The sequence below is a fragment of the Telluria sp. LT2P80 genome (assembly GCF_059685955.1).
This window is the reverse complement of sequence record NZ_JCASIO010000001.1, coordinates 467,623-492,995: the sequence shown is the minus strand read 5'-3', so window position 1 is coordinate 492,995 and position 25,373 is coordinate 467,623. Positions and strand designations below refer to the sequence as shown.

At 64.2% G+C, this 25,373-nt stretch carries 20 protein-coding genes and 3 tRNA genes; 16 read left to right on the top strand and 7 right to left on the bottom strand.

Annotated elements, in window-relative coordinates; translation table 11 throughout:
• Nucleotides 1-152: 152 nt before the first annotated feature.
• From AC56LW_RS02235 to AC56LW_RS02215, 5 genes are all read left to right on the top strand, one after another.
• A complete protein-coding gene (locus AC56LW_RS02235; RefSeq protein ID WP_499503166.1) occupies nucleotides 153-1,307 on the top strand; it encodes an ATP phosphoribosyltransferase regulatory subunit in 1,155 nt (384 codons plus the stop codon).
• Between the two features lie 3 nt (nucleotides 1,308-1,310).
• Nucleotides 1,311-2,627: an adenylosuccinate synthase gene (locus AC56LW_RS02230; protein ID WP_499631221.1), complete on the top strand. Its 1,317-nt coding sequence runs from the start codon at nucleotides 1,311-1,313 to the stop codon at nucleotides 2,625-2,627.
• A 24-nt stretch (nucleotides 2,628-2,651) separates the two neighbouring features.
• The gene (locus AC56LW_RS02225) at nucleotides 2,652-3,191 is read left to right on the top strand and encodes a phosphoribosyltransferase (RefSeq protein ID WP_332530947.1); all 540 of its coding nucleotides are present in this window, start codon (nucleotides 2,652-2,654) and stop codon (nucleotides 3,189-3,191) included.
• Between the two features lie 171 nt (nucleotides 3,192-3,362).
• Nucleotides 3,363-3,959, top strand: coding sequence for a MarC family protein (locus tag AC56LW_RS02220; RefSeq protein ID WP_332530948.1), 597 nt, complete (start codon nucleotides 3,363-3,365; stop codon nucleotides 3,957-3,959).
• Between the two features lie 98 nt (nucleotides 3,960-4,057).
• On the top strand, nucleotides 4,058-6,079 hold the full coding sequence (locus AC56LW_RS02215; RefSeq protein WP_499631217.1) for a hybrid sensor histidine kinase/response regulator: 2,022 nt from the start codon (nucleotides 4,058-4,060) through the stop codon (nucleotides 6,077-6,079).
• Between the two features lie 21 nt (nucleotides 6,080-6,100).
• On the opposite strand, the gene uvrB is transcribed toward AC56LW_RS02215, so the two are convergent.
• A complete protein-coding gene (gene uvrB, locus AC56LW_RS02210) occupies nucleotides 6,101-8,188 on the bottom strand; it encodes an excinuclease ABC subunit UvrB (RefSeq protein ID WP_258835026.1) in 2,088 nt (695 codons plus the stop codon).
• Nucleotides 8,189-8,307: 119 nt separating this feature from the next.
• Here uvrB and AC56LW_RS02205 point away from each other — a divergent pair, with 119 nt between their 5' ends.
• The 4 genes from AC56LW_RS02205 to AC56LW_RS02190 all read left to right on the top strand — a co-directional run bounded on the left by AC56LW_RS02205 (nucleotide 8,308) and on the right by AC56LW_RS02190 (nucleotide 10,679).
• Complete coding sequence (locus tag AC56LW_RS02205; protein WP_332530950.1) at nucleotides 8,308-9,519, top strand: amino acid aminotransferase; 1,212 nt, start codon at nucleotides 8,308-8,310, stop codon at nucleotides 9,517-9,519.
• Between the two features lie 116 nt (nucleotides 9,520-9,635).
• Nucleotides 9,636-9,711 (top strand) — tRNA-Asn (locus AC56LW_RS02200).
• A 76-nt stretch (nucleotides 9,712-9,787) separates the two neighbouring features.
• The gene (locus AC56LW_RS02195; protein WP_499631211.1) at nucleotides 9,788-10,546 is read left to right on the top strand and encodes an alpha/beta fold hydrolase; all 759 of its coding nucleotides are present in this window, start codon (nucleotides 9,788-9,790) and stop codon (nucleotides 10,544-10,546) included.
• A 57-nt stretch (nucleotides 10,547-10,603) separates the two neighbouring features.
• Nucleotides 10,604-10,679, top strand: a tRNA-Asn gene (locus AC56LW_RS02190).
• 55 nt (nucleotides 10,680-10,734) lie between these two features.
• On the opposite strand, the gene purT is transcribed toward AC56LW_RS02190, so the two are convergent.
• Nucleotides 10,735-11,946, bottom strand: a complete 1,212-nt coding sequence (purT, locus tag AC56LW_RS02185) for a formate-dependent phosphoribosylglycinamide formyltransferase (protein ID WP_499631208.1) — start codon at nucleotides 11,944-11,946, stop codon at nucleotides 10,735-10,737.
• Nucleotides 11,947-12,077: 131 nt separating this feature from the next.
• Between purT and AC56LW_RS02180 the strand changes: the two genes are divergently transcribed.
• Nucleotides 12,078-12,153, top strand: a tRNA-Asn gene (locus AC56LW_RS02180).
• 62 nt (nucleotides 12,154-12,215) lie between these two features.
• Here AC56LW_RS02180 and AC56LW_RS02175 read toward each other — a convergent pair.
• The gene (locus AC56LW_RS02175; protein WP_332530953.1) at nucleotides 12,216-12,530 is read right to left on the bottom strand and encodes an HNH endonuclease signature motif containing protein; all 315 of its coding nucleotides are present in this window, start codon (nucleotides 12,528-12,530) and stop codon (nucleotides 12,216-12,218) included.
• Between the two features lie 165 nt (nucleotides 12,531-12,695).
• On the opposite strand from AC56LW_RS02175, the gene AC56LW_RS02170 reads away from it, so the two are divergent.
• Complete coding sequence (locus AC56LW_RS02170; RefSeq protein ID WP_499631205.1) at nucleotides 12,696-14,345, top strand: response regulator; 1,650 nt, start codon at nucleotides 12,696-12,698, stop codon at nucleotides 14,343-14,345.
• Here AC56LW_RS02170 and AC56LW_RS02165 read toward each other — a convergent pair.
• Nucleotides 14,327-14,782 carry a response regulator gene (locus AC56LW_RS02165; protein ID WP_258835020.1) on the bottom strand — a complete coding sequence of 152 codons (456 nt, stop codon included), beginning with the start codon at nucleotides 14,780-14,782 and terminating at the stop codon, nucleotides 14,327-14,329. The two genes, AC56LW_RS02170 and AC56LW_RS02165, sit on opposite strands and share 19 nt — an antisense overlap.
• Entirely contained in the window at nucleotides 14,775-17,033 is a 2,259-nt protein-coding gene (locus tag AC56LW_RS02160; RefSeq protein WP_499631202.1) for an ATP-binding protein, read from the bottom strand. The genes AC56LW_RS02165 and AC56LW_RS02160 overlap by 8 nt, the downstream gene beginning before the upstream one ends.
• 158 nt (nucleotides 17,034-17,191) lie before the next feature.
• Here AC56LW_RS02160 and AC56LW_RS02155 point away from each other — a divergent pair, with 158 nt between their 5' ends.
• Nucleotides 17,192-17,752, top strand: coding sequence for a DUF2325 domain-containing protein (locus AC56LW_RS02155; protein WP_499631200.1), 561 nt, complete (start codon nucleotides 17,192-17,194; stop codon nucleotides 17,750-17,752).
• A gap of 1 nt (nucleotide 17,753) precedes the next feature.
• Here AC56LW_RS02155 and AC56LW_RS02150 read toward each other — a convergent pair whose 3' ends face one another.
• Nucleotides 17,754-18,953 (bottom strand): esterase/lipase family protein, encoded by a 1,200-nt coding sequence (locus AC56LW_RS02150; protein ID WP_499631197.1) that lies wholly within the window; start codon nucleotides 18,951-18,953, stop codon nucleotides 17,754-17,756.
• Between the two features lie 137 nt (nucleotides 18,954-19,090).
• Complete coding sequence (locus tag AC56LW_RS02145) at nucleotides 19,091-20,362, bottom strand: dienelactone hydrolase family protein (RefSeq protein ID WP_499631194.1); 1,272 nt, start codon at nucleotides 20,360-20,362, stop codon at nucleotides 19,091-19,093.
• 198 nt (nucleotides 20,363-20,560) lie between these two features.
• On the opposite strand from AC56LW_RS02145, the gene AC56LW_RS02140 reads away from it, so the two are divergent.
• The 4 genes from AC56LW_RS02140 to AC56LW_RS02125 are packed head-to-tail and all read left to right on the top strand — an operon-like array spanning nucleotide 20,561 to nucleotide 25,350.
• Nucleotides 20,561-22,243: an MFS transporter gene (locus AC56LW_RS02140; RefSeq protein ID WP_499631191.1), complete on the top strand. Its 1,683-nt coding sequence runs from the start codon at nucleotides 20,561-20,563 to the stop codon at nucleotides 22,241-22,243.
• Between the two features lies 1 nt (nucleotide 22,244).
• Nucleotides 22,245-23,336, top strand: coding sequence for an HlyD family secretion protein (locus AC56LW_RS02135; protein WP_499631189.1), 1,092 nt, complete (start codon nucleotides 22,245-22,247; stop codon nucleotides 23,334-23,336).
• Nucleotides 23,333-24,712 carry an efflux transporter outer membrane subunit gene (locus tag AC56LW_RS02130; RefSeq protein ID WP_499631186.1) on the top strand — a complete coding sequence of 460 codons (1,380 nt, stop codon included), beginning with the start codon at nucleotides 23,333-23,335 and terminating at the stop codon, nucleotides 24,710-24,712. Before AC56LW_RS02135 ends, AC56LW_RS02130 begins: the two co-directional genes overlap by 4 nt.
• A complete protein-coding gene (locus tag AC56LW_RS02125) occupies nucleotides 24,709-25,350 on the top strand; it encodes a tRNA-uridine aminocarboxypropyltransferase (protein ID WP_499631183.1) in 642 nt (213 codons plus the stop codon). Before AC56LW_RS02130 ends, AC56LW_RS02125 begins: the two co-directional genes overlap by 4 nt.
• Nucleotides 25,351-25,373: the final 23 nt, after the last annotated feature.

The following is a 25,373-nucleotide window of genomic DNA, read 5'->3' as shown; positions in this document are numbered from 1 at the left end:
TTATCAACCTTGACCCCCGCCGGTGCCGCTTTCGCTGCCTCAATCTGGTGGTTTTCGGTTAAAATCACCGATTCGGCGTTCGCGTCGTGCGCTGGCACGCCTGTCGTACGAAGCTTGCCATTGACTATCCCAAACCCATAACGTCGTTGCCCATGCCGAATTGGCTATTGCCTGAAAATATCGCCGATGTCTTGCCGTCCGAAGCGCGCAAGATCGAAGAGTTGCGCCGACTGATGCTCGACAACTTCCGGCTCTACGGTTACGAACTGGTCATGCCGCCGCTGCTCGAGTATCTCGATTCGCTGCTGGCCGGCGCCGGTGCCGACACCGACCTGAAAACCTTCAAGGTCATCGATCCGCTGTCGGGTCGCCTGCTTGGCCTGCGCGCCGACATGACCACGCAGGTCGCGCGCATCGACGCGCACCTGCTCAACCGCGACTCGATCACCCGCCTGTGCTATGCCGGCAGCGTGCTGCATACCCGCCCGTCGGGCCTGCATGCTACGCGCGAGCCGATGCAGATCGGCGCCGAGATCTACGGCCATGCCGGCCTCGAAGCCGATGCTGAGATCCAGGAACTGGCCCTCGGCTCGCTGGCCCTGGCCGGTTTCACGAACGTGCGCCTCGACCTGGCCCACGTCGGCGTGCTGCGCGCACTGCTCGACGACGACCCGGCCGCCAAGCGCGACGAGAACCAGCTCTATTGCCTGCTGCGCGCCAAGGATGCGCCGGGCCTGGACGCCATCTCGCAGAATTACTACCCGCAGACCCGCAAGGCGCTGCTGGCCTTGCCGCGCCTGTACGGCAATATCGACGTGCTGGCCGAAGCCCGCGAAGCCCTGCCGGCGCTGCCGGGCGTGCAGCGCGCGCTGGCCGAACTGGCGGCGCTGGCTGCCGGCGCGCTGGGCCGCGCCGAGATCGCGATCGATCTGGCCGACCTGCGCGGCTACCAGTATGAAAGCGGCGCCATGTTCGCGCTGTACGTGACGGGCTTGCCGAACGCGGTTGCGCGCGGCGGCCGTTACGACCATGTGGGCGAAGCGTTCGGCCGTGCGCGGCCCGCAACGGGCTTCTCGCTCGACCTGCGCGAGCTGGCCCGGCTGTTGCCGATGGCAGAGCGCAAGCATTCCATTCGCGCGCCGTGGGGCAATGCCCCCGAGCTGAAGGAAAAAATCGCTGACCTGCGCAAGGCAGGCGAAGTCGTGATCCAGAGCATGCCGGGTCACGACAATGTTCAGGACGAGTTCGAGTGCGACCGCGTACTCGTCCTCGAAAGTGGAAATTGGATTCTCAAAAACTTAGGTTAAGTGATGTCAAATACTAACGTGGCAAAGAACGTCGTTGTCATCGGCACCCAGTGGGGCGATGAAGGCAAGGGCAAGATCGTCGACTGGCTCACCGACCACGCCGCTGGCGTGGTGCGTTTCCAGGGCGGCCATAACGCTGGTCACACCCTGGTGATCAAGGGCCAGAAAACCGCGCTGCAGCTGATCCCTTCGGGCATCATGCGCGAAGGCGTCGCCTGCTACATCGGCAACGGTGTCGTGGTCTCGGTGCCGGACGTCATGCGCGAAATCGACAAGCTGGCCGCGGCCGGCGTTGAAGTCGTCTCGCGCCTGATGATCTCGGAAGCCTGCCCGATCATCCTGCCGTACCACGTCGCCATCGACAAGGCACGCGAACTCAAGCGTGGCGAGAACAAGATCGGCACCACGGGCAAGGGCATCGGCCCGGCCTACGAAGACAAGGTCGCCCGCCGCGCCATCCGCATCGCCGACCTGCTCAACGCAGAGCGCTTTGCCGAGAAGCTCAAAGAGAACCTCGACTACCACAACCACGTGCTCGTGAACTACCTGGGCGCCGAAGCGATCGACTTCCAGACCACGTTCGACGACGCGATGGCCCTCGTGCCACGCCTGCGTCCGATGGTCGGCGACGTGTCGTCCGCCCTGTACGCGGCGCACAAAGCCGGTGGCAAGCTGCTGTTCGAAGGCGCGCAGGGTTCGCTCCTGGACGTCGATCACGGCACCTATCCGTTCGTCACCTCGTCGAACTGCGTGGCCGGCAATGCCGCTGCCGGCGCCGGCGTCGGTCCGAACATGCTGCACTACATCCTGGGCATCACCAAGGCCTACACCACCCGCGTCGGTTCGGGCCCGTTCCCGGCCGAACTGCCAACCGACGCTGGCGTCGGCGAGCACCTGTCGCGCGTGGGCCACGAGTTCGGCACCGTCACGGGCCGCGCCCGTCGCTGCGGCTGGTTCGACGCCGCGCTGCTGCGCCGCTCGGTCCAGATCAACGGCGTGTCGGGCATGTGCCTGACCAAGCTGGACGTGCTGGACGGCATCGAGTCGCTCAAGCTGTGCACCGGCTACAAGATCGACGGCCGCGCGGTCGACATCTTCCCGGTCGGCGCTGAAGACGCAGCCCGCTGCGAGCCAGTGTACGAAGAGATGCCAGGCTGGACCGAAAGCACCGTCGGCGCCAAGTCGATTGAAGAGCTGCCGGCCAATGCCCGCGCCTACATCCAGCGCATCGAAGAACTGGTCGGCGTGCCGATCGACATGGTCTCGACCGGTCCTGACCGCGAAGAAACGATCGTGCTGCGCCACCCGTTCGCGGCCTAACGACAAAATCTGGAGTTAAAAAAGATGAATTCCCCTGTATCGACGGAAAAAGACCTGTGGGTCTCGTGGGACGAATATCACCGCCTGATCGAGCGCCTGGCGCTGCAAGTGTATGAATCGGGCTGGAAGTTCGACCAGGTCCTGTGCCTGGCGCGCGGCGGTGTGCGCCCGGGCGACGTGTTCTCGCGCATCTTCGACGTGCCACTGGCGATCCTGTCGACCAGCTCGTACCGCGAAGAAGCCGGCACCAAGCAAGGCGACCTGGACATCTCGAAGTACATGACGATGACCAAGGGTCCACTGGCCGGCCGCGTGCTGCTGGTCGACGATCTGGCCGACTCGGGCGTGACGCTGCGCAAAGTCAGCCAGCACCTGACCGAGAACTACCCGCAGGTCACCGAAGTCAAATCGGCGGTCATCTGGGTCAAGGGTACGTCGTCGATTCGTCCGGACTATTTCCTGGACGATCTGCCGCACAACCCATGGATTCACCAGCCGTTCGAAGAGTACGACGGCCTGCGTCCGCATCAGCTGGCGGCCTGGCTGAAAAAGTTCGAGAAATAATCGTTCGAGAAGTAGCCCGTTCGTTCATCGAGCGGTCGAAGCGGGGACAGGCAGCAGCCTGTTCCCGCTTTTTTTATGCCACAGTCGGGCGCCAAGAAGCTGTCTATGCAACCATGCCCTCTGGTAAGATTGCGTCTGTCCCAAAGTCGGTCAACCCAACAATAACAAGCCATGACCCAAAGCTTTTTCTCCACCTTCATTCTGCTCATCCTCGTGACCGACCCGTTCGGTAACGTCCCGCTGTTCGCGGCCGCCCTGAAAGACACCCCGCTCGAGCGTCGCAACCGCATCGTGATTCGCGAGTGCGCGATTGCTTTCGTGCTGTTGCTGGTGTTCATGTTCTTTGGCAAGCACTTCCTGGAAGCACTGCACCTGAGCCCAATCGCGCTGCGCATCGGCGGCGCCGTGATCCTGTTGATGATCGCAATCCGCATGATCTTCCCGCATCCCGATGGCGTGCTGGGCAAGAGCGAAGGGGGCGAGCCGTTCATCGTGCCACTGGCGATTCCTGCACTGGCCGGGCCATCGGCGCTGGCCACCGTGCTGCTGCTGTCGGCCACCAGCTTTACTGAAACGATGGTCCACGTGGCCGCACTGGCGGCGGTCGGTATCGTCTGGCTGGCCGTGTTCCTCAGCGCGGAGAAGCTGCAGCAAAAGCTCGGTCCGCAGGTCATGACGGCGTTCGAGCGCCTGATGGGCCTGATCCTGACGGCAATGGCGGTCGAGATGCTGCTGGGCGGTATTCGCGAGTTTGTGCGCACGCTGTAACGCTCGCGTCACGCTTGTTTCACGCTGGCGTGCGTGAGCCGCGCTGCAAATCTGGCACACTTCGCTTGCGCGATGTGCGCGGATCAACACGAAGCATCATGGGTATGAATCAGGTAGTGGGAGCGCCGACGGACGTGCGGCAAGAACCGTCATTATTCCTCGGCGACGGCACGGTGCGTGCGCTGATGCGCGAACACGACTGGACTACTTCGCCACTCGGGCATCCGCGCGACTGGCCGCAGGCATTGCGCACGACCGTTGCACTGATGCTCGACTCCAAGTTTCCGATGTTCGTCGCCTGGGGCGACGAACTCGGCTTCCTGTACAACGATGCCTACAGCGTGATCCTGGGCGCCAAGCATCCGGCGTCGCTCGGCCTGCGTTTTTGTGATGTGTGGCCCGATATCTGGGACGACATCGCACCGCTGGTCGAACGTACGATGGACGGCGAGTCCATTTACCTGGATCGCTTTCCATTGACCGTGCGCCGCCATGGGTACGATGAAGCAACCTGGTTCCGCTTTTCGTATTCGCCCGTGCGGCATGAAGATGGTCTGGTCGCCGGCATGTTCTGCACCTGTGTCGAGACCACCAACGAAGTGCTGGCGCAGCGTTACCGCGACGAAGAACACAGCCGCCTCATCAACCTGTTCGAAGAAGCGCCGGGCATCATTGCCGTGTTGCGCGGGCCCGACCATGTATTTGAACTGACCAACCGTTCCTACCTGACGCTGGTCGGCCATCGCGATCTGATCGGCAAGCCGGTGCGCGAGGCGTTGCCCGAGGTCCAGGGGCAGGGCTACTTCGAGCTGCTCGACCAGGTCTATACCAGTGGCCAGCCGTTTGTCGGCCATGCCGTGCCGCTGCGCGTGCAGCGCGAGCCGGGCGGTCCGCTCGAAGAATGCTTCCTGGATTTTGTCTACCAGCCGATCCGCGACCAGCAGGGTAGGGTGACGGGTATTTTCCTGGAAGGCAGCGACGTCACGGTGCGCAAGCGCATCGAAGACGAGCTGCGTGAAGCCAACCGCCAGAAGGATGACTTCCTGGCAATGCTTGCGCATGAACTGCGCAATCCGCTCGCGCCCATCACCACCGCTGCGCAACTGCTGCAGCGCGGCCAGATGGACGCGCCCGGTATCGTGCGCGCCAGTGCGATCATCGCGCGCCAGGCCGAGCACATGACGGCGCTCGTCAACGATTTGCTGGACGTCTCACGCGTCACGCGCGGGCAGGTCACGATGGCGAAGGAAGCGGTAGCGATCGAGCCGCTCGTGCACGAAGCGGTGGAGCAGGTGCGGCCGATACTCGACAGCTGCCACCATGAACTGTTCCTCGACATCGAGCCGGGCCTGTACGTGCTGGGCGACCGCACGCGCCTGATCCAGGTGCTGTCCAACATCCTGAACAATGCCGCCAAGTACACGTCGGCCAGGGGCCGCATCGTGCTGAGTGTGCGCATGGATGGTGGTGACGTGCGCATCGCCGTGCGCGACAACGGCCAGGGCATCGAGCCCCCGATGCTGCCATATATTTTCGACCTGTTCACCCAGGCCGAGCGCACGCCGGACCGCTCGCAGGGCGGGCTGGGCCTGGGGCTGGCGCTCGTCAAGAGCCTGGTCTTGCTGCATGGCGGCCGGGTCGATGCGCTCAGCGACGGGTTGGGCGAAGGCAGTGAATTCGTCGTGTTTCTGCCGCTGCTGGAAGCAGTCGCGCCGGTGGTAGCTGCGGAGCCGGATGCGCCTGCAATGGAAGCATCGGGCTTGCGCGTACTGGTGGTCGATGACAACATCGACGCTGCCGAGATGCTGGCCACGCTGCTGGAGATGAATGGCTACGAAGTCCGGGTCGAATTCGATGGTGCGAGCGCGCTGGCGACAGCATTGCGCGAGCCGCCGGACGTGGCGCTGCTCGATATCGGCTTGCCCGATATGGACGGCCACGAACTGGCCCGTCGCCTGCGTGCACAGCCCGCGACGGCGAAGGCCGTGCTGGTGGCGCTGACCGGCTACGGCCAGGCCGAAGATCAGCAGCGTGCGCAGCAAGCCGGCTTTGACCATCATATGGTCAAGCCGGCCGACCTGGACCGGTTGCTGACGTTGCTGGCCAGCGTAGAGCGCTAAGCCGGCAACGCCCCGCTGGCGTTACTTGCCCAGCATCGAGACGACGTTGTCGGCCCCTGGCGCGCCGAACGCCTGCTGCTTGAGCACATGCAACTGGTCGCGCACCTGCGCGGCTTTCTCGAACTCCAGGTTCTTGGCGTGATCGACCATGAGCTTTTCGAGGCGCTTGATCTCCTTGCTGATCTGCTTCTCGCTCATCGACTCGATCTTCGCCGTTTCCTTGGCGTCTTGCAGCACCTCGCGCTCCGTATTCGGGTTGTACACGCCGTCGATCATTTCCTTGATCTTCTTGTGCACGCCTTTCGGGATGATGTTGTTCTCGAGGTTGAACGCGATCTGCTTGGCACGCCGACGTTCGGTCTCGTCGATGGCGCGGCGCATCGAATCGGTGACGCGGTCGGCGTACAGGATCGCCACGCCGTTCAGGTTACGCGCCGCGCGGCCGATCGTCTGGATCAGCGAACGTTCGGAGCGCAGGAAACCTTCCTTGTCGGCGTCGAGCACGGCTACCAGCGACACTTCGGGCAAATCGAGGCCCTCGCGCAGCAGGTTAATGCCGACCAGGACGTCAAAGGTTCCCAGGCGCAGGTCGCGCAGGATTTCCACGCGCTCGACCGTGTCGATATCGCTGTGCAGGTAGCGCACCTTGATGCCGTGGTCGCCCAGGTATTCGGTGAGCTGCTCGGACATGCGCTTGGTCAGCGTCGTCACCAGCACGCGTTCGTCCTTGGCAATGCGGTCGTTGATCTCGCCCATCAGGTCGTCGACCTGCGACAGGGCAGGGCGCACGATGATCATCGGGTCGACCAGGCCGGTCGGGCGCACCACCTGTTCGACCACGTTGTCGGCGCGGCCCTGTTCGTACTCGGCCGGCGTGGCCGAGACGAAAATCGTCTGGCGCATCTTGCCTTCGAACTCAACGAATTTCAGTGGCCGGTTATCCAGCGCCGATGGCAGGCGGAAGCCGTACTCGACCAGGTTTTCCTTGCGCGAACGGTCGCCGTTGTACATCGCGTTGAGCTGGCCGATCATGACGTGCGACTCGTCCATGAACATCAGCGCGTCTTTTGGCAGGTAGTCGATCAGCGTCGGCGGCGGCTCGCCCGGCATCGCGCCGGACAGGTGGCGGGAATAGTTCTCGATGCCCTTGGTGAAACCGATCTCGGCCATCATCTCGAGGTCGAAGCGGGTACGCTGCTCGAGGCGCTGCTCTTCGATCAGCTTGTTCTGCTGGCGGAATTCTTCGAGACGATCGCGCAGCTCGGCCTTGATCGACTCGACCGCACGCAGCACGGTCGAGCGCGGCGTGACGTAGTGCGAACCCGGATACACGGTAAAGCGCGGGATTTTCTGGCGCACACGGCCCGTCAGGGGATCAAACAGTTGCAGCGATTCGATCTCGTCGTCGAACATCTCGACGCGGATTGCCAGCTCGGCGTGCTCGGCCGGGAAGATGTCGATCGTGTCACCACGCACGCGGAACGAGCCGCGCGAGAAATCCATCTCGTTGCGCGTGTACTGCATCTGGATCAGGCGCGCGATGATGTCGCGCTGGGCCACTTTGTCCTTGTGGCGCAGCGTCAGAATCATCTTGTGGTATTCGTTGGGATTACCGATACCGTAGATCGCCGAGACGGTGGCGACGATGACGACGTCGCGCCGCTCCATCAGCGACTTGGTGCACGACAGGCGCATCTGCTCGATGTGCTCGTTGATCGACGAGTCCTTTTCGATGAACAGGTCGCGCTGCGGCACGTAGGCTTCGGGCTGGTAATAATCGTAGTACGAGACGAAATACTCGACCGCGTTTTGCGGGAAGAATTCGCGGAACTCCGAATACAACTGGGCCGCCAGCGTTTTATTCGGCGCAAAAATGATCGCCGGCCGGCCGGCCTGCGCGATCACGTTGGCCATCGTGTAGGTCTTGCCGGAGCCGGTGACGCCCAGCAGCGTCTGGTACATCAGGCCGTCGTCGATACCTTCCATCAGGCCCTTGATCGCGGTGGGCTGGTCGCCCGCCGGCTCGAACGGCTGGTGCAGTTTGAACGGCGAATCCGGGAACGTGATGACGGTCGGTTCGGGAGAAGTTGCGATGGATAATTCAGCCATGCTTACAGACCTTTGTTAGAATGAGAATCCGCTCGCGGCCCCGCAGGTTCAAGGGCCGCTGTCTATACAATTGCAAACCCCGCCGCTGTCAATCCAGCCAACAAAACCGAGTTTATCAGATGACTTCCACTGCCTCCGCCAGCCTGTTCAGTGCCATTGAAATGGCCCCACGCGACCCGATCCTGGGCATCACCGAAGCCTTCAACGCCGACACGAACACCGCGAAAATCAACCTCGGCGTGGGTGTCTATTATGACGACAAGGGCAAAGTGCCGCTGCTCGAGTGCGTGCAGAAAGCGGAAGCGAAACTGATGGAGCAGCCAACGCCGCGAACCTACCTGCCGATCGAAGGTCTGGCAGCGTACGACAAAGCGGTGCAAGAGCTGGTATTTGGTGCCGACAGCCCCGTAATTCAAGAGAAGCGCGCGCTGACCGTGCAAGCCATTGGCGGCACCGGCGCGCTCAAGATCGGCGCCGACTTCCTCAAGCGCTTCCTGCCAGCGTCCGACGTGTATATCAGCGATCCGAGCTGGGAAAACCACCGCGCGCTGTTCGAAAGCGCCGGTTTCACCGTCCACAATTACGCGTATTACGATGCAGCCACCCGCGGCGTGAACTTCGAAGGCATGCTGGCCGCACTGAAAGCCATGCCGGCCGGCGCCATCGTCGTCTTGCACGCGTGCTGCCACAACCCGACCGGCGCCGACCTGACGCAAGACCAGTGGGATCAGGTGATTGCCGCCGTCCAGGCCGGCAACCTCGTGCCATTCCTCGACATGGCGTACCAGGGCTTCGCCAACGGCATCGATGAAGACGGCGCCGTCGTGCGTCGCTTCGCTGCAACCGGCATGGCAATGCTGGTGTCGAACTCGTTCTCCAAATCGTTCTCGCTGTACGGCGAGCGCGTCGGCGCGCTGTCGATCGTGGCCACCACGAGCGAAGAAGCCACGCGCGTGCTGTCGCAACTCAAGCGCGTCGTGCGCACCAACTACTCGAACCCGCCAACGCATGGCGGCAAGGTCGTCGCCACCGTGCTGGCAACGCCTGAGCTGCGCAAGCTGTGGGAAGAAGAACTGGCCGGCATGCGCGTGCGCATCCGCGAGATGCGCGGCGCGATGGTCGAGAAGCTCAAGGCCAAGGCCCCTGGCCATGACTTCGAATTCGTGCGCCAGCAGGTCGGCATGTTCTCGTACTCGGGCCTGACCAAGGAGCAAGTGGGCAAGCTGCGCGACGAATCGATCTACGCCGTGGACACGGGCCGCATCTGCGTGGCGGCGCTCAATTCGACGAACATCGATCGCGTCGTTGACGCCATCGCCAAAGTTCTCTAAAATCCTGGCTCTCTTGATCGCTGCAAGCGCGCAAGAGAGCAGCAGCAGATGGAAAGCGAAACGCCTGTTCTGATTTGACAGAAACGTTTCATGAACCATATAATGCCAGCTTCAATTCCCTGATAGCTCAGTTGGTAGAGCGACGGACTGTTAATCCGCAGGTCCCTGGTTCGAGTCCAGGTCGGGGAGCCAGAATACAAGAAGGCCGCATCGAAGGATGCGGCCTTTTTCGTTATGCGGCGTTATGTCGTCTTTTTGGAGAGTTCGCGTGAAGCAACCACTCAAGAGCCACGCCACCCTGATCGAAGGGCAGATGTTCCGCTTCGCGCGAGCCGGGCAGGGCAGTCCGTCGATCGTGCTGATTGGCGGCGCCGGCGGCCCGCTCGATGGCTGGTTCAAGCTGTATCCCGAGATCGAGGCGCTGGGCACCGTGTTCAGCTACGACCGGCCGGGTACGGGCGGCAGTCCGAAGCCGACCGAAGCGCAGTATGGCGAGACCGTCGTCGCGCAGCTGCGCCTGTTGCTGCAGTTCGCCAAGGTGCCGCCGCCGTTCGTGCTGGTGGCACATTCGTTTGGCGGCCTGCACGCCAACCTGTTCGCGCGGGAGTTCGCCGATGAGGTGGCAGGCGTGCTGTTCATCGAGGCGACGGCGCCGCAGGATGTCGACAATCTGAAGCAGCACCAGTCGGCGCTGCAGCGGGGCTTCGTCAAGCTGCTGGATCGCGTGTCGCCGCGCGATGCGTTCGACGAGCTCCGCAACGAGCGCGAGACCGTCAGGGATATCCTCGAGGCGCCGGCGTTCCCGCCAGTGCCGGTGACGGTGCTGTCGGGTACGAAGCGCCTGCCGAGATGGCTGGTGCCGGCAGCACTGGTGCGTGAGCGCGAACGTTCGCAGCTGGCGCTGGCAGCCTTGTCGCCGTTGGGCGAGCGGGTCGTGGCCGAGCGCAGTGCGCATTTTCCGCAGTTGTCCGAGCCGGAACTGGTGATCGATACGCTCAAACGCTTGCTGGCGCGGATCGCTCGCTAGATTTTCTTGTCGAAAAATTTGCGAAATCGACACCAGCAGGTATAATGCGGCCTCAATTCCCTGATAGCTCAGTTGGTAGAGCGACGGACTGTTAATCCGCAGGTCCCTGGTTCGAGTCCAGGTCGGGGAGCCAGAATACGAAGGGCCGCATGCAAATGCGGCCCTTTTTGTATTGGGGCTAGATCGGCTTATTTGCACGACACCGGCTTGACCTTCGCCGCTGCCGCCAGCGCACGTTCACGCGCCGTGGCGATGTCGTCCGCCGTGGCTAACGCCACGCCCATGCGCCGGCGTGCAAACGACTCCGGCTTGCCAAACAGGCGCACATCGGCGCCCGGTACCTGCAGCGCCTCGGCCACGCCCTCGAACGCAATACCCGTTTCATCGAGCTGACCGTAGATCACGGCCGATGCGCCCGGTGCGCGCAGGGCCACGTTCACTGGCAGGCCGAGAATCGCCTTCGCATGCAGTTCGAACTCGCTCTGCACCTGGCTGGCCATCGTCACCATGCCCGTGTCATGTGGGCGCGGGCTCACTTCCGAGAACCACACCATGTCGCCCTTGACGAACAGTTCGACGCCGAACACGCCCAGCCCGCCCAGATTGCCTGTGACCTTGGCGGCGATCTCGCGCGAACGTTCCAGTGCCAGCGGCTGCATCGGATGCGGCTGCCACGATTCGACGTAGTCGCCCTGGACCTGCTTGTGCCCGATCGGATCGCAGAAGCTCGTTACGACCTCGCCATCCGCGCCCAGCGAGCGCACCGTCAGCAGCGTGATTTCATAATCGAAGTCGATGAAGCCTTCGGCAATCACGCGCCCCGCGTCAACCCGTCCGCCACTGGCAGCGTAGGCCCAGGCCGCGGCCACATCATCCGCGCTATCGAGCTTCGACTGGCCCTTGCCCGACGACGACATCACCGGCTTGACCACGCACGGAAAGCCCACGGCAGCGCAGGCATCCTGCAGTTCGTCCAGGCTGCTGGCAAACTGGTAGGGCGACGTGGCCAGGCCCAGTTCTTCGGCGGCCAGGCGGCGGATGCCTTCGCGGTTCATTGTCAGTTGCGCTGCGCGTGCAGTCGGGATGCAGGTGATGACGCCGGCCGCTTCCAGTTCGGCCAGCTTGTCGGTGGCGATCGCTTCGATTTCCGGCACCACGAGGTGAGGGCGCTCCTGCGCGATCAGCGCTTCGAGCGCCGCGCCATCGGTCATGTCGATCACATGCGCGCGGTGCGCGACCTGGTGGCCCGGCGCGTTTGGATAGCGGTCGACGGCGATCACCTCGACGCCCAGGCGTTGCAGCGAGATGATCACTTCCTTGCCCAGTTCGCCCGAGCCGAGCAGCATGACGCGGGTTGCGGAAGGAGAGAGTGGGGTGCCGAGGGTGCGGGAAATGGTCATGGTCGTTCGGGGATCAAGGAGTGTGGTGGGAAGTTGACTATATCAAAAGCGCCCTTTGTCAGCGGCCGGCCAGCCGATTCACACACTGCTCTGGTCAAACCGCAAATGCCCGGCTATAATATTGCCTCAATTCCCTGATAGCTCAGTTGGTAGAGCGACGGACTGTTAATCCGCAGGTCCCTGGTTCGAGTCCAGGTCGGGGAGCCAGAACAAGAGAAGGGCCGCATGCGAATGCGGCCCTTTTTGCATTTCCGGCGCCGGTTACTCCGTCAGCGCCCCTTCTTCTTGTTCGCGGTGTACGTGCGCGTATAAAACCCAGCCGGCTTCTTCGCCACCCACGCGATGAACGCCGCGATATCCGCATGCCCGCGCAACGATTCCCACGTGTGATAGGTCTGCAGCAGTTCGCGCTCGGTGAACGCCGAGTGGATTTTACGATGGCAGATCTTGTGGATCGGGTACTGGTCGCGCCCCTTGAACGTCTTCGGGATCAGGTGATGGCGGTCGACGTGCTCCGTTCCCAGCGGCCGTCCGCATAGTGGGCAGGGGTCATCGGGCGTGGTCGTGGCTTGGTGATGTGGCATGCGCGCCATATGCAGGGCAATTTTTTACCGCACAAGTCTTGACCCGTGTTTGCCAGAATGATACCAAGCGGGACGAACCCTTGTTAAATGGTATTAGTGTAGAATTAACCCTGAATTCTCGCGCAGCACGTTACCCCTCCAGCCCTGAAAGTGACGCAGTTTGCAATGATCGAAGACAACTCCACCGTTTGTTCCGTGCTGTTGATCGACGATGAGTCGTTTGCCCAGGACATCATCGCCCATGGCCTCAAAAGCTGTGTCGGTCATCAGCTCCGTTACGAGTCCAGCCCCGCCCGAGCCGTCGAGGTCGCGCGCGATGTCGCTGCGACGGTGGTGATCGTCGATTTGCGCATGCCTGGCGGTCTCGATGGATTTGACGTGATTGCCATGCTGCGCGCGCATCCCGACACGCATGACGTGCCGGTCATCCTGCTTTCTTCCGAAGACGACCCCGACACCAAGGCCAAGGCCTTTGCCATCGGCGCCAACGACTACATGGTCAAGTGGCCCGATCCCCGTGAGCTCGTGGCGCGTGTGCGGTATCACAGCGGCGCCTGCGTTGCGCGGCGCGAGCGCGATGAAGCCTTCGCATCGCTGCGCCTGAGCCAGGAGCAACTGGCAGCGAGCCAGCTGGCGCTGCACCAGGCGCAAAAAATGGAAGCGATCGGCCAGCTCACGGGCGGCGTGGCCCACGATTTCAATAATGTCCTGCAAATCATCGGCGGCAATCTGCAATTGCTGAAGATGGTAGGCAACCTGAACGATGCTGCGCGTACACGAGTAGAGATGGCGCTGTCGGGCGTCGAGCGCGGCGCCAAGCTGGCCGCGCACCTGCTGGCCTTTGCACGGCGTCAGCCGCTGCAGTCGGTCGTCATCGATCCGACCCACCTGGTGCGCGAGCTCGACGATATGGCGCGCCGTGTTCTTGGCGCCGGTACCCGGGTCGAGACCGAGGTCGCGCCCGAACTGGGCAGCACCATGGTCGATCCCAACCAGCTCAACAACGTGCTGCTGAACCTGGTCATCAATGCGCGCGACGCGATGCCCGATGGCGGCACGCTGACCATCCGCGCCATCAACGCTGCGGCCGACGACGATTTGCCGCCCGACGTGCCACACAACGATTACGTGATGCTCGAGATCGCCGATACGGGCAAGGGCATGCCGCCCGACGTGCTGCGCCGGGCGTTCGAGCCGTTCTTCACCACCAAGCCGACGGGCCAGGGCACGGGCCTGGGGCTGTCGATGGCGTATGGTTTCGTCAAGCAGTCGGGTGGCGAAATCGTGCTGCGCAGCGAGCCGGGCAAGGGCAGCAGCGTGCGCATCTATCTGCCACGCAGCACCGCGATCCCGGCCGAGCAAGCAGAGGCAGCCGTGCACCCGTCGCTGACGGGCGGCCTGGAAACCATTCTGGTGGTCGAAGACGAAGACGACGTGCGCTCATCGACCTGCGGCATCCTGTCGGCGCTGGGCTACGAGGTGCTGGAAGCGCGCGATGCGGCCAGCGCGGCGGCGCTGGTGGAGGAGGGCCGGCATATCGACCTGGTGTTTACCGATGTGATCATGCCGGGACCGCTGTCGAGCCTGCAACTGGGCGAGATCGTGCGGCGCCACTTGCCGGAGTGCGAAGTGCTGTATACGTCGGGGTATGCCGAAGGCGTGCTGACCCACGAAGGCAAGCTGGACGCCTCGGTCCACCTGCTGCAGAAACCCTACCATCCGGATGCGCTCAGTGCGCGCATCCGTCATCTACTGCGTCGTTCGCGGCGCGCCTCAGGCAAGCCGCAAACGGCCAGTCACTTCGGCTTGATGTAACGGTGCGAGCCTGGCGGCGGCTCGTTGAGCACCGCCCAGAAGATTCCCAGGTCGGCAATCGCGCGCACGAATTCATTAAAATCAACCGGCTTGACCACATACGCATTCACACCCAGCTCGTAGCTGCGGATCACGTCCTGTTCTTCCTTGGACGACGTCAGCATCACCACCGGCACTGACCGCAGTTCGGCGGTGGTGCGGATTTCCTTGAGCACTTCGAGTCCATCGACCTTCGGCAATTTCAGGTCGAGCAGGATCACGGCCGGATTGCCGAGCTGGCGGCCGTCGAATTCGCCGCGCCGGTGCAGATAGTCGAGCGCTTCGGCGCCGTCGCGTGCGACCACGACTTCGTTGGCCAGCTGGCTCTTCGACAGGGCGATGAGGGTGAGCTCCAGGTCGTGGGGATTGTCTTCTACCAGGAGGATGGGCTTAAGCATGGGTGCCTTGTTCTGTGATGGCTTGTTTGGGGAGGGTGAAGGAGAACGTTGCACCTTCGCCCAGGATCGAGTCGGCCCAGACGCGGCCATTGTGGCGTTCGATGATGCGGCGCACGTTGGCCAGGCCGATGCCGGTGCCCTGGAAATCTTCCATGCGGTGCAGGCGCTGGAACACGCCGAACAGCTTGTGCACGTAGTCGCGGTTGAAGCCGGCGCCGTTGTCGGCCACATGGAACGCGATGTCGTCGCCGGCATCCTCGGCCCAGATCCGGATCACGGCCGGGTCGCGTCCGTTGGTGAACTTGACGGCGTTGGACAGCAGGTTGAACATCGCCAGATGCAGGAAACTCGGGTCGCCCTGCACGACCGGCAGGCGGTCGATGTGCCAGTCGACGCGGCGCTGGCCGATTTCGATGCCCAGCTTGTCGATGCAGCCGGACACCAGGTCGGTCATGTCGATGCTGGTGGGGCGCAGCGCGGCGCGGCCCATCTGCGAGAACGACAGCAGATCGTCGACCAGCTTGCCGGCCAGGCGCGCCGATTCCTTGATGTTCTTCAAAAAGCGCTGGCGCAGGGCCACGTCTTCGCTGCCGGCCGATTCGAGCAGCAGATCGGAAAAGCCGGCGATGTGGCGCAGCGGCGCGCGCAGGTCATGCGAGACCGAGTACGAAAACGCTTCGAGTTCCTTGTTGGCGCGGCCCAGCTCTTCGGCCAGTTCGGCCATTTGCTCGGCGCGCTCGAGCGCAATGCCCAGCAGCGCCGTGCGGAACTCGGTGGTCATCTCGATTTCGGCGGCGTGCCACGGCAGGCTGTGGCCATGGATGGTTTCGCGCCAGGTGGCGAAGCTCTGACGCGGCGATAACCGGCTCGGCGCACCAGGCGCGGCTTCCTTCTCGTATGGATTGCCAGCCCATTCCACGGTCTGGATCATTTCAGGGCGGAACCACAGCAGATAGTGCTGGTGGATGCGCGAGATCGGCAGCGCCAGCAGGCCGCTGGCATTGTGGAGAAAGGCGCTGGCCGGCGGGTACACGGCGGCGAGCTCGTCGGTGTGGAATACCTCGGTGTGGCCATGCACGGCAAGCCAGGTCGACAGGTCGCGAATGGTGGCGTCGTCCGGCGTATCGCCGTAAGTGATGATACGTTCGTCTGCCACGATGGCCACGCCGCCGGCGCGGGCAAAGCGCAGCAGCTCGCCGGACACGCCGCGCAGATTGTCGATGAAGTCGGCGCTTTTGGTCAGGCGGCCAAGGATTTCGACCATGATGCGGCGCACGTCCAGGCGGAACTGCAGCTCAGCGCTGTCTTCGCGGCTCTCGACGCACAACGCGAGGATCTGACCGAGCTGTTCACAGGCCGTGCGTTTTTCGACCGATACCGCGCACGGGACGGCGTTGTGGCACCCGATCAGGCCCCATAGCTTGCCCTTGACGATTAGTGAGACCGACATCGAGGCCTGCGTGCCCATATTGCGCATGTATTGCAGGTGCACGGGTGAGACGCTGCGCAGCGCCGCGTAGGTCAGGTCGTTACGGGCGCCCGTGGCGGGATTGACCTCAGGTACCAGCGGTGAGGCATCGTAGTCGGCATTCTGGATGACGCGGATCGGCGAGCTCAGGTACAGCTCGCGCGCCTGGGATGGAATGTCGCTGGCCGGAAACGATTGATTCAGATACGAGTCGTAGTCGGGCGCTTTGGCTTCGGCCACCACGCGGCCGTGGCCATCGGGGTCGAACCGGTACACCATCACGCGGCCGTAGCCGGTAACGGAACGTATATGGTGGGCCGCCAGCTCGGTCAGCGCAGGGATCGATGCGTGTTCGCCGACCTTGGCGAGAAAGTCGGTAATGAGCGGATACAGATGCCGAAAATCGGCGGGCTCGGCGCGATCGACAGCTTCGAACTCGGCGATCACCAGGCCGTCCCAGACATGGCCCATCACATCGAAATGGCGGTCGTTGCCAAGCGTGACGGTGCCCAGATACATCGGGCGCTGGCCAAGCTTGTCGGTGGCCAGTTCGCGCGCCATGCGCTCGCCACAGGCCTTGCCGATGACGGCTGCCAATGGCAGGCCGATCGCCGCTTCGGCCGCCAGACCGGCCAGCGGGAGCAGGTTGGCGCTGGCCTGCAACACGTCGAGTGCAGGCGATAGCGTCAGCATGAAGCCGTGGGGCTGGATACCGCCAGGCGTGCGGATGGGCTCGCTGGCGCAGCTGGAAATGTCGAGTTGGTCGGGAGATGCCTGGGTCATGGGCCGTCGGGGTAACGCACAGGTGAGCAGGGCCATATTGTATCGTGAAAGTTTGTTCTCACGTCACGATGTGTCGATTTGTCCCCCCTTCGACGCGCTCTTGAAATGAGAATCGTTCTCATCTAAGATGGGTTCTGGTTCAGGAACAGGAGGCGCAGATGGCCATATATCGGGAAGCCGACGGCTTGGCTGGTGAACACGTGACGTTGCTACGTGCACATGCCGACGCGCAGGCGCGCTGCAGTGTGCTGCTGCAGGAACAGGCCGCGCGCATCGCCGCCATGGAGGCGCAGTTGATCCGTGCGCGGGGCGCGACGATTCGTGCTGCAACGGCGCTGGCGTGGGAACGCGAAGACCGCGCGGCCCTCGATGCGGCGCTGCCGGGCCTCGGCCGGCGCGTTGCGTTGGGCCGGCAAGTGGCCGCGTTGCAGACGCGCGTGCATGCGCTGATGCGCACGCTGCAGCGCCGTGAGCTGGCCGGGCAGGCGGGCAGCGCGGATCATTTGGCGCACACGCCGGCCGGATTGGCGGCTGAACTGGAAGCGAGCTTGCAAGCCGCCGACCTGGTGATCTGCCAGACCGGTTGCATGAGCCATGGCGACTACTGGCGTGTGCAGGACCATTGCAAGCGCACTGGCAAGCTGTGCATGCTGGTGGACCAGCCCGACGGCTTGCAGATCGTGCGCATCCACCGGCCCCACGAGGTGTTGTCATCGTGAGCTACAGCGCAAAGAGGATGTCGCTGATCCGGTCGTACAGCGGATCGGCCGATGGCCCTTGATTGGGCCAGTTCAGGATATCGAAGTGGTCGTATCCCGGGTAGTTGCCGAGAAAGTTCCATGTTCCGCGCAGCGCCGTGCCGTTGTAGTCGCGCACCGGATGCCCGCCAGGTGCGCGCATGCTGACGGTGTTGACGACGCCATCGCTCGGGAACCAGTCGCTGTCGATACGCACCCGGTTTGGCACATTGACGGTGTAGCTGCCCATGCCGCGTTGGGCGGCCGAGGGCACGATCCACTCGCCGGCGAACGATTTGAAGTAGGGCATCATGTCGGCGCGCGCGTACTGGAACGCCGTCGTCTGGATCGGTGCGATCGCGCGGTCGGTGCCGTTGCAGCACCAGCTGCCGCTGGCGGTGGCCACCGTGCCCACTGAAAAATAGTAGACATTGGATGAGGTCAGCGCCCACCGGTTGAATTCGCGGGCGCCGTCCGGCGCGAGTTCCCAGCTGGCCGCTCGGTTACGCAGGATGTCGCGCAGCACGATGGGCACATTGGGCAGGATATTCAGGACCGCGTCACTGAGCGTGGTGCCATTGTGGGGCGCCGAGATCGTCGTCGCGCTGCGGATCCAGCCCGTCTTGCCGCCCTTGAACAGCGCGCCGTCGCCTTCATCCGTCATTGCGCCATGCTCCAGCAGCTGGATCAGGGCGCGGATGGTCGTGCCACCCTGGCTGTGGCCGATCATGTGGATCGGATGGTCACGGCCCCATCGCGGGTACAGCGCCGGCGGGTAGGCGTGCGGATTGTCGCGTGGATCGGCGGCCCAGCATTTGCCGGGCGGCTTTTGCATCTGACCGGGCACGCCCTGTGCTGCGACGTGCGCCTTGCCGTAGTCGACGCAGCCGCCCTTGATTTGCGCATACAGCTCGGCGGCGCGGTCCCAGTTCGACGCGATCGGGCTGACGGCGGCGGCAACCACCGCGTGCGGGCCGCGGTAGACCTGCATGTGCGCGGCGATATCGCCATAGCCGCCCCAGTAATTGAAGCCGCTCTTCTGGAACTCGTCGGGGCCGAAGCCCAGAAAGCCGTGTACCAGCACGACGGGATCGTTGTTCGCGCCATGGGCGACGGGCGCGGCCAGCACGCCGATGGCGAAAACGAGGAGCGCGGCAGCGCAGGCGTGGACGAGGCGAACCATTGGTATGCTCCGGACAATGCGACAGCCGCATTGTCTGATGCATCACTGGTCGGCGGTTTGCGCTGGATCGACCCGACGCACAGTAAAGCGAACTCGTGCAGGAAGAACTGCGCAGGCCGCTTGACAAGCCTGCGCGATCAGCGCGCGGTCGTACTACCCACCGACGTCGTCGGATCGGATTCGGCCATCGGGTTCGGCGCCGGCATCAGCGCCGCCGTGGCTCCCGCTTTCTCGGCCCGGTCGATACGCTCGTCATGCCAGACCACATAGTCGTCGACCGAATACAGCCGGCACGGCTCCTTGCTTTTTGCCGAACAGGTTGCCAGTGCGCGCCCGTCCGGATCTTCGCCTTCTTCGGCCCAGGTCCAGCCGCCGCTGGCCGACACGGCAAACGCGCGCGGCGTCATCTTGGTCAGGTAGTCGCGGTAGGCGCGGCGGCCGGTCTCGGACAGGAACGGTACGGCGGCGATATCGTCGACCTGCGCGTAATCGGTGCGCGCCGGCGTGGGCGGGGCAGGGACGTTGACCACGACGGCGGTCGGCATGCCGATCTCGCGCAGGAACTGTTCGGTATCCTGCAGCCAGACTTTTTCGCCGTCGCGGCTGGCCAGCATGCCGTGGGCGTCGCGCTTGAAGGCGGGGAATTCGACCAGGCGGCCACGGCCGCCGGCCGCGGCATAGGCGGCGTACATGCGGCTGGCCAGCTCCGGGCCGAACAGCGAATCGTTCTGGCCGTACATCCACAGGCTCGGGACCTTCGCTTTGGCGCCGTAGTCGGCAAAGGCCGCCACCAGCTGCGAGCGCCAGGCGCAGCGGTTGCTGTCGTCGCGCAAGCCGCCCGCAAAATTGATCAGGCCGCGCACACCCGGGAGCGCTTCGGTGCCCAGCGCGATGGCGGCCAGCCCGCCGTATGATTGGCCGGCCACGATCATGCGCGCGCCGTCGATCCACGGTTGCTGGCGTGCGTAGGCGAGGGTGGCCCGGATGTCTTCGGCCTGGGTATAGCCATTGGCCGTCATGTCGCAGCCGCGATCGCGGTAGCGCCCGCCCGACTTGGAAAAGCCCTGGCGCATCGGCACCATCACCGCGTAGCCACGCTTCACGAACACGGACGCCATATGATAGAAGCGGTCGCGCGACTGCAGGCTCGGGCGGCCCGCATCTTTGCCGTGGTTGATGACGATCAGGGGGAAGGGGCCGGCGCCATCGGGCTGGAACACCGTGGTTTCGAGCAGCACGTCATCTGGCCCGGCCGGTACCTGGATAACGCGCTCGTTCATCCGGTAGTCAAGCGTGCTGGTGACGGGCCTGGATGCCGGCAGTTCCTGTGAGAAGCCGACTGCGGGCAGCATGGCCAGCGAGAGAATCGAGGCGGAAATCAGGGTGCGGATGGCGTGGATGTTCGACATGGCTGACTCTGGAGACGCTGCCTTACGAAACTATTTCCGCGCGGCACAACTTGAGTCTAGAGCCAATAAATCCGTAGGGCAATATCTGATTGGCCAATTTTTGCATCAAATGGTTTGGGTGTGGCGAAAGCGCTATTCGACGTGAAGTCGAGCAAAGGCGTAAGATAGCGAGCCTGACAATTACGGTGAAACAGCAGGATGAGCAAGTACGCGCCACGCGAATGGGCACCCGACGAAAAGCCGATGCTGCCCGGCTCTCCGTCCACGCCAGCGCACACGACAAAGCTGCGACTGGCTTATCTGGCGGTCGGCATCCTGGTCACGATCACGGGCGGCCTGGGCAACGCGCTGGTTGCCGTCAACCTGATCAATCTGCAGGGGGTGCTGGGCGCCTACCAGACCGAAACGGCCTGGCTGCCGGCCGCGTACGTGATGGCCAACGCATCGATGAACCTGCTGCTGGTGAAATTCCGGCAACAATTCGGCCTGCGCCTGTTCACCGAGTGCTTCCTGGTGCTGTACGCGCTGGTTACGCTGGCCCACCTGTTCGTCAACGATCTCGGCTCGGCCATCGCCGTGCGCGCCGCCCACGGCATGCTGGCCGCTGCAGTCAGTCCGCTTGGCCTGTATTACACGTTGCAGGGCTTCAAGAAAGAGTGGCGCCTGAAAGGCATCGCGATCTCGCTTGGTACGGCGCAGTTGGCGTTGCCGTTGGCCTATATTTTCTCGGGCGACCTGCTGCGCATTGCCGAGTGGCGCGGGCTGTACATGTTCGAGCTGGGCCTGGCGCTGGTGTCGCTGGGCGCCGTGCTGCTGCTCAAGTTGCCGCCGGGTGACCGCATCAAGGCGTTCCGCCCTACCGACTTCGTCACGTTCGCGCTGTTTGCGCCGGGCATGGCGCTGCTGTGCATGGTGCTCACGTTCGGGCGCATCTTTTGGTGGACCGAGCAGGCGTGGATCGGCGTGGCGCTGGCGGTGTCGATCTTCCTGCTTGCGGCCGCGATGTGTGTCGAGCACAACCGTGCCAATCCGCTGCTCAACTTGCGCTGGCTGACCAACCGCAGCATCCTGCGCGTGGCGCTGTCGTTGCTGCTGGTGCGCATCGTGCTGTCCGAGCAGAGCGTCGGCGCAGTGGGTTTCCTGCGCGCCGTGGGGCTGGACAATAACCAGATGCAGTCGCTGTTCCTGTGCGTGCTGGCGGCCACCGTCGCCGGCATCGTGGTGTCGGCCCTGACGGTCAATGTCAAGCACCTGATGGCGCCGCAGGTCATTGCGCTGCTGCTGATGGCGCTGGGCGCCTGGATGGACGCGCATGCCACCAACCAGACCCGCGCCGAGCAGATGTACCTGAGCCAGAGCCTGCTCGCATTTGGCGGCACGCTGTTCATCGGGCCATCGCTGATTTCGATGATCGTCACCGTGATCGGCAATCCCGGCGCCCTGATCAGTTTCTCGGTGCTGTTCGGCCTGACCCAGAATCTGGGCGGCCTGATCGGCTCGGCACTGGTCGGCACGTTCCAGATCATGCGCGAGAAATTCCATTCGTCGACGATTGTCGAGGGCCTGAGCTTGCTCGATCCGCTGGTGGCCGGGCGCATCCAGTCCGGTGCGGCGGCGGCCGGGCAATTGCTGGCCGACCCGGCCGCGCGCACGCGCCAGAGCCTGGCGTCGCTGGCGGCCAGCGCCACGCGCGAAGCCAATATCCTGGCCTACAACGACGTGTTTTTGATGATCGCCCTGATTGCTGCCGTGAGCGCGACCTGGATCTTCCTGCACGCCGTCTGGATGCATTACAACCCGCCGGCTACCGCACCGGCTGCTGCACCCACACCCGCCGCACCTGTCAACAATACTCCCGCACCCATTACCGTCACCGATTGATATGTCAGAACCTGTTCCTACCCCCGCGCGCCCGAAGCGCAAGATCATCCTCAGTGCGCTGGCCTTTGCCGCCATCGCGCTCGTCGGCATCCTGATCGTGCTGTACGCCTGGAACCTGCCGCCGTTTCGCAGCACGCTGCAGGCGACCGAGAACGCGCTGGTGCGCGGCCAGGTGACGATCATCAGTCCGCAACTGAGCGGCTACGTGACCGAGGTCCGCGTGCAGGATTTCCAGACCGTCAAGAAAGGCGAGCTGCTGCTGCGCATCGATGACCGGATCCCGATCCAGCGCCTGGCGCAGGCACGGGCCGAACTGGCCAACCGCAAGGCGGCACTGGCCAACTTCGCGCAGACGAACGCCAGCGCCCGCGCCACCATCGCCCAGAACCAGGCGCTGCTGGCCTCGAACGAAGCCCAGGCCCGGCGCAGCAGTGCTGATTTGCGCCGCGTAGAAGAGCTGGCGGCCGACGGTTCGCTGTCGGCGCGCGAACTCGACGCCGCGCGCGCTACCCGCGCCCAGTCAGCGGCCAGCCGCGACCAGGCCCGCGCCTCCGTCGAGATCGCCCGCCAGAACCTGGCGTCGGTCGGCGTCAACCGCGCCGCCCTCGAAGCGGCGGTTGCCAGCGCCGAAGCGGCTGTCAAGCTGGCAGAGATCGACCTGGCCAACACCAACATCACCGCGCCGCGCGACGGCCAGCTCGGGCAAGTAACCGTGCGCCAGGGCGCCTTCGTCAATGCCGGCGCGCAGCTGACCGCGCTGGTGCCGAACCAGATGTGGATCATCGCCAACCTGAAGGAAACGCAGATGGCGGGGGTGGCAGTCGGCCAGCCGGTCAGTTTTAGTGTCGACGCGCTGGGCGGCGCCAAGCTGCGCGGCCACGTCGAGCGCATCGCGCCGGCCACCGGCTCGGAGTTTTCGGTGATCGCGCCAGACAACGCCACCGGCAACTACGTCAAGATCGCCCAGCGGATTCCCGTGCGCATCAGCATCGACCCGAACCAGCCGCTGGCCAACCGCCTGCGGCCCGGGATGTCGGTGGTGACGACAATCGATACGGCCGCTGCCACCACGGCGAACGCGGGGCAGCGATGAAGCGGCGCTTAGTGGTTCTGGCGGCGCCGTTGCTGCTGGCCGCCTGCGCGATGGCGCCGCAGCCGGCGCCGCCGTCCTCGGTGACGGTGCCGGTGGCGTGGCGCACGACCTTGCCTGGCGCGAATGCCAGCGTCGAGCGCGACTGGTGGCGTGCGTTCGGCGATCCTGCGCTGGACACCCTCGTGCAACAGGCGCAGGCGAACAATGGCGATCTCAAGGTTGCCCGCGCGCGACTGCAGGAATACCAGGCGCGCATTCGCGTGGCCGACAGCGCGCGCCTGCCAGCACTGAACCTGTCGCTGGCGCCGACCCGGGCGCGCGCCATTGGCCCGCAAGGCACGCCGATCGAATCGACGTCGCTCGTGGGCGCAGTGCAGGCCAGCTATGAGCTGGACCTGTTTGGCCGCGTGGCCAACACCGTCGAGGCAGCGCGGTTCGAGGCGCTATCGCAAGAGGCAGCGCTGGAAGCAGCGGCGCTGGCGGTGGCGGCCAATACGGCGTCGGGCTACCTGAACCTGCTGGGCCTGGATGCCCAACTGGCGCTGGCCAAGGCCACGCTGGCCTCGCGCGAGCGCTCGTACAACCTGGCGCGGCACCAGTTCGAGGTGGGCTACAGCTCGCGCCTGGAAATGTCGCAGGCCGAGGCCGAATTGCACGCGACGGCCGGCACCGTGCCGCAGCTGGAGCGGCAGGTGGCGCAGCAGGAACAGGCGCTCAATCTGCTGCTGGGTGCGAGCCCGGGCGCGATCGCGCGCGGTACCGATCTGCTGTCGCTGCGAGAGCCGACCCCGGGCGCCGGCTTGCCGTCGGAACTGCTGCGGCGCCGGCCCGACATCGCCCAGGCCGAGCAGGCCATCGCGGCGGCCGACGCCAGTCTGGCCGTGGCGCGCGATGCGCTGCTGCCGTCGATCCGGTTGACGGCGTCGCTCGGGGCAGGGGCGGGCGGCATCACGCAATTGCTGCGTTCGCCAACGGAATTGTGGAGTATCGGCGGCAGTGTGCTTGCGCCCTTGTTTGACGCGGGCCGCCTGCGTGCGCAGGCCGAGATCGCCGGCACGGTGCGCGATCGCGCCATCTATGGCTACGAAACCGTGGTGCGCACGGCGTTTGCCGAGACCGAAAATGCCCTGGCGTCGATCGACGGCTTGCAGCGGCAACTGGTGGAAGCCGAGGCACGGCGCGCGGCGGCCGGTGAAGTGCTGCGCGTGGCGCACAACCGCTACACGAATGGTTATGCGTCGTACCTGGAAGAGCTCGACGCGCAGCGTACGGCGTTCAGTGCCGATCTCGCAGCGCTGCAACTACGCACGAGTTTGCTGGCGGCGCATGTCGACCTGTACCGGGCGCTGGGCGGTGGCTGGACGCCGGCGCCGTGAACGGTGTGGCTGGCTTCAAACGCGCTGTCTGCACGACGTGCCTGCGGGCGCAGTCGGCCTGCATCTGTCGCTGGATCACGCCGATACAGGCGCAGGCGCACTTGCTGATCCTGCAGCATCCGCTGGAAGTGGGCAATGCCAAGAACAGCGCGCGCTTGCTGCATCTGTGCGTGAGCGGCAGCGTGATGGCGACCGGCGAAGCCTTCGACGCCAGGGTGCTCGACAGCCTGCTGCATGCGGATGGGCGCACGCCCGTGCTGCTGTATCCGGCCACGCCGGGCGATGCCGGCCTGCCTGTGCCGCCGCCAATGCCGATGCTCCCTGTCGACGCCCTGCGGCTGGTGCTGCTCGACGCTACCTGGCGCAAGAGCCGCAAGATGCTGTACCTGAACCCGGCGCTGCAACGGCTGCCGCGGCTGGAGTTGACCGACGTAGCGCCGTCGAACTACCGCATTCGTAAAGCGCACGCGCCGCATCAGCTGTCGAGCCTGGAAGCAGCGGCGCAAGCACTGGGACAACTTGAAAACGCGCCCGGGTGCTTCAATCCGCTGCTCGACGCCTTCGATGGGTTTGTGGCCCAACAAGCGGCCTATGTACGCGCTTGCGCTGCCAGATCACCCGCATGCAACGCAAGTTAATCTGATGAACAGGGCGTGAACCG